The 3,353-nt window shown below is 65.9% G+C and carries 3 protein-coding genes and 1 pseudogene; 3 read left to right on the plus strand and 1 reads right to left on the minus strand.

Features of this window, described 5'->3' with window-relative positions; genetic code table 11:
* A pseudogene (locus VGP39_RS24635) lies at positions 1-1,981 on the plus strand (helicase); the annotation flags it as partial.
* Positions 1,982-2,087: 106 nt separating this feature from the next.
* On the opposite strand, the gene VGP39_RS24640 reads toward VGP39_RS24635, so the two are convergent.
* A complete protein-coding gene (locus VGP39_RS24640; RefSeq protein WP_327570699.1) occupies positions 2,088-2,387 on the minus strand; it encodes a hypothetical protein in 300 nt (99 codons plus the stop codon).
* A gap of 166 nt (positions 2,388-2,553) precedes the next feature.
* Between VGP39_RS24640 and VGP39_RS24645 the strand changes: the two genes are divergently transcribed.
* Together VGP39_RS24645 and VGP39_RS24650 are read left to right on the plus strand one after the other, a co-directional pair.
* Entirely contained in the window at positions 2,554-2,823 is a 270-nt protein-coding gene (locus VGP39_RS24645; protein ID WP_327570700.1) for an RNA-binding S4 domain-containing protein, read from the plus strand.
* Between the two features lie 218 nt (positions 2,824-3,041).
* Positions 3,042-3,338 (plus strand): hypothetical protein, encoded by a 297-nt coding sequence (locus tag VGP39_RS24650; protein WP_327570701.1) that lies wholly within the window; start codon positions 3,042-3,044, stop codon positions 3,336-3,338.
* The last annotated feature ends 15 nt before the right edge of the window (positions 3,339-3,353 follow it).

The raw sequence follows: 3,353 nt of genomic DNA on the forward strand, positions 1-3,353 counted from the left end.
GCTCACGGAGCGTTTCGTTGATCGCCGGACCAGTGTATTGATGCGCCGCCTGCGGGAAAACACCATGTTGAATACGGAAATCGGCAAGACCGGCGAAGTGATCGTAGAAGGCCATGTGATCGGCCGTCTCGACGGATTCACGTTTGCGCCTGATGCGGCCGAGGCCGGCTCCGATGCCAAGGCGCTGCAGGCCACCGCACTGAAAGCGCTGGCCGGCGAGATCGAGGCGCGCGCCGAAAAATTGTCCGCGGCCAAGGACGATTCGTTGGTGCTGACCTCGGACGGCACCATCCGCTGGACCGGCGACGCCGTGGCAAAGCTGGTTGCATCAGACGATGCGCTGCATCCGCGCATCCGCATCATTGCCGACGAGCGCCTCTCCGGCGCGCCGCGCGAAGCGGTGCAGGCGCGGCTCGATCTGTGGCTGAAGACGCACATCGAAAAACTGCTGGGGCCGCTGTTCGATCTTAACAAGGCCGAGGATGTCACGGGCATTGCACGCGGCATTGCATTCCAGTTGATCGAGGCGCTTGGCGTGCTGGAGCGCGCCAGGATCGCGGCCGAGATGAAGGACCTCGATCAGCCGTCGCGCGCGTCCTTGCGCAAATACGGCGTGCGCTTCGGCGCCTATCACATCTATGTTCCGGCGCTGCTGAAGCCGGCGGCGCGCGCGCTGGCGTCGCTGCTGTGGGCGCTGAAGCTGGACAATGTCGACCTCTCGGCGCTGTCGGGCGCGCAGCATCTTGCAGGGAGCGGCCGCACCTCGTTCCCGGTCGACAAGGCGCTCGACCGCGACGCCTACCGCGTGCTCGGCTACAAGCAATGCGGGGAGCGCGCCGTGCGCGTCGACATCCTGGAGCGTCTCGCCGACCTCATTCGCCCGGCGCTGTCATGGCGTGCGGGCGCGCTTGGCGAGAAGCCTGCGGGCGCATTCGACGGCCGCGGTTTTGTGGTCACGCAGGCGATGACCTCGCTCACCGGTTCGGCCGGCGAGGATTTTGCGTCGATCCTGCGCGCGCTCGGCTACCGGATGGAGAAGCGGCCGCCGCCGGCGCCGGTGCCGGTTGTAGTTGAAGCCGGGCCTGCGGAAGCCGCCGCAGTCGAAGCCGTCGCGGCGGAAGCCGGCGCGGAAACCGCGCTGGCTGAAACACCCGCGGAGGCGAGCGTCGCGCCGCAGGTTCTGGATGAGTCTGGTGCGACCGCTGAACCCGCGGCTGCGGAGGCGGCGGCCGAAGCTGAGAGCGCTGAGACCGCAGCCGTGCCCAGCGACACGCCGCAAGTTCTGGATGAATCGGGAGCGACCGTACCGGAAGCCGACTTGCCGGCGGCGACTGCTGAAGGCGAGGTGGCACCCATCGCGACCGAAGACGTCACAGCGGCGGCCGGTGCTGCCGCAGATGCGCCGGCGGAAGCCGCTCCCGCGAATGACGCTGCGCCTGCTATTGCCGCGGCTCCCGAACTGGTCGAAGTGTGGCGGCCCGGCGGCCGATCGGAAGAGCGCCGGCCGCGTCACGATCGCAACCGCCATCGGCATCAAAACCAGAATAAGCCGCTGGAAGGCGCACAGCCAGTCGCAGCCGAAGGCGAAGCAGGCGAGGGCGTCAAGCGCGAACGTCATGGACGCGGACGGCGCGAGCGCAACAAGGATTTCAGAAAACCCCGCAGCGATGCGCCGGCTGAGGCCGCAAGCGCCGCCGTTGCCACTGATGCCGCACCGGCGGTCCCGCGCGAGGACAAAGGCCGCCCGCCGCGCGAGCGTTTCCAGGGCAAGGGCCGCGACAACAGGGACAAGGGCAAATTCGCCGGCAAGCCGAAAGGCGATCGCGACGGCGGCCGCCCCGGTGGCGGCCCCTCGCACCGCCAGTATGCGTCAAGCGCGCCGCCGCGCGAGCGCGAGCGCCCGGCTGATCCCAATTCGCCGTTCGCCAAACTGGCGGCGCTCAAGGAGCATCTCACCGCCGGCCGCAAGGACCAGCGCTAAGGCGTTCTCACCTCTCCCCCGCAGGGGAGAGGTGAGGAGAGGCCGCTCAATCTAAATTGGTCATGCTTTTTAGAGCATGACCGAAACGGTTCTAGCGGCGGCCGGTTTAGCGAACTGCGCCCTTGCCGCCGCCTCCGCCGCCCATTCGATCGCTGCTGACTCCGGCGGCGCCCTTAGCCCCGCCTCCACCGCCCATTCGGTCGCTGGTCACTCCGGCGGCGCCCTTAGCCCCACCTCCACCGCCCATCCGGTCGCTGGTGTTGGATTTGCTGCTTTTGACAGCCGTTGACCGTTCACCGGGTCCGGCGGATAGGTTGCCGCCGAACGGCAGGGTCTGGGCATGGGACAGGTTTGCGAACGCGAAAGTTGAGGCCATGAGGGCCACGGTCAGGTAACGGGTTGACATCGCCTCCTCCTCTGCTTGAAACGGCGACGCTATCGTTTCCTGCTGCAAGCGTCCATGAACAGTGCAGTGCACGCGGCTTAATGATTTCCGCTACGATATCTTTAGCGTATCAATCGGCGTGTTGAATCACGCCTCTAACGCGGTACGCTTTTGAAAACGGTGTTGCTTGGAGCGCCAGCGTCTCGACAAATGGCTTTGGCATGCGCGGGTGGTGAAGGCCCGCAGCAGCGCCGCTGCGCTGGTCGAGGCCGGCCACGTCCGCGTCAACGGCGCACGACAGAAGGCGCCCGGTCATTCCGTCAAGATAGGCGACGTCGTCACCATCGGCCTCGACCGCGGCGTGCGGGTTCTCAAGGTAGTAGGTTTTGCGGAGCGGCGCGGCGACGCATCCGCGGCAAGCGCGCTCTATGAGGACGTGCGCGATATTCCGCATTAGCGGAACGCATCGCCGCGCAGCATGGGTGCTGTCGTGTCGCACCCGGTCGGTCTCGCTCGGCGCCCCATTATCTGATCCATTGTTCAAACCAGCCGGATTCCGGCGCGGATAATACGGAATTGGGGGCTGAAATGATTCGTGCGACATGGATTATCGTGGGTGGAATGTTGATTTCCGGCAGCGCTGCCGGACAAAACGCGGCATATTCCGCCGCTGAGATGCAGGCGCTGCTCGGCAAGGGCCTGGTGGTGGCCTCTTCGGATCTGGAAGGTGGCAAGACATTCACCGCGCGCATCAACCTTGGCGTCGGTGGCCAACTGTCAGGGACGTTGACACCGGCCGGCGACAAGGCAATTGCGGTTACCGGCGCGTGGAAACTCAACGGCGCGCAGGTCTGCCGCACGCTTGCGCCGATACAGCCGGAAGAGATTTGCGAGACCTGGCTGAAGAACGGCGCCAAGGCGGCGATCATCCAGGTCAATGGCAAGGATGCAAGCATCAACCGCTGGCAATAACGCGCGGGCTGCATC

The organism is Bradyrhizobium sp. (assembly GCF_036009065.1).
In the GTDB taxonomy this organism is placed as follows: Bacteria; Pseudomonadota; Alphaproteobacteria; order Rhizobiales; family Xanthobacteraceae; genus Bradyrhizobium.

Bases quoted from the DNA above. Each gene is read 5' to 3' on its own strand.
- VGP39_RS24640 (WP_327570699.1), bottom strand. From the start codon at position 2,387: ATGTCAACCCGTTACCTGACCGTGGCCCTCATGGCCTCAACTTTCGCG.
- VGP39_RS24650 (WP_327570701.1), top strand. From the start codon at position 3,042: ATGCAGGCGCTGCTCGGCAAGGGCCTGGTGGTGGCCTCTTCGGATCTG.